Genomic DNA, 574 nt, shown 5'->3' with positions numbered 1-574 from the left:
AGCTCAAGCGTCGTGCCGCAGCGGCGCCCGAACCCAGGGACGCCATGGCGGCGTTGCGGGAATCCGGTATCGCCGTCATCGCCGAGGTGAAGCGCCGCAGCCCTTCCAAGGGGCTGTTGTCGGCGATTCCCGATCCGGCGGCGCTGGCGAAGGACTACGAGGACGCCGGTGCGCGGGTGATCAGCGTGCTCACCGAAAGTCGTCGTTTCGGTGGGTCGCTGGCCGATTTGGACGCCGTGCGTGCGGCGGTGGACGTACCGGTGCTGCGTAAGGACTTCATCGTCAGTCCGTACCAGGTGCACGAGGCGCGACTGCAGGCGCGGCTGCACGGCGCCGACATGGTGCTGCTCATCGTGGCGGCCCTGGAGCAGAACGCGCTGGTGTCGTTGCTCGACCGTGTCGAGTCGCTCGGCATGACCGCGTTGGTGGAGGTGCACAACGCCGAGGAGGCCGACCGCGCGTTGGAGGCGGGCGCGTCCGTCATCGGCATCAACGCGCGGAACCTGCACACGCTCGAAGTGGACAGGGACGTGTTCTCCCGGCTCGCGCCCGGACTTCCCATGGACGTCTACAA

The 574-nt window shown here is 68.1% G+C and carries 1 protein-coding gene; it reads left to right on the top strand.

Features of this window, described 5'->3' with window-relative positions:
- A partial coding sequence (locus tag DAT37_RS42565; RefSeq protein ID WP_109530661.1) for an indole-3-glycerol phosphate synthase TrpC occupies positions 1 to 574 on the top strand: 574 nt, incomplete at both ends.

Origin of the sequence: Nocardia aurea (genome assembly GCF_003123685.1) — a bacterium.
In the GTDB taxonomy this organism is placed as follows: domain Bacteria; phylum Actinomycetota; class Actinomycetes; order Mycobacteriales; family Mycobacteriaceae; genus Nocardia; species Nocardia aurea.
The sequence above is the reverse complement of the archived record's forward strand: the minus strand, read 5'-3'. Positions and strand labels throughout refer to the sequence as shown.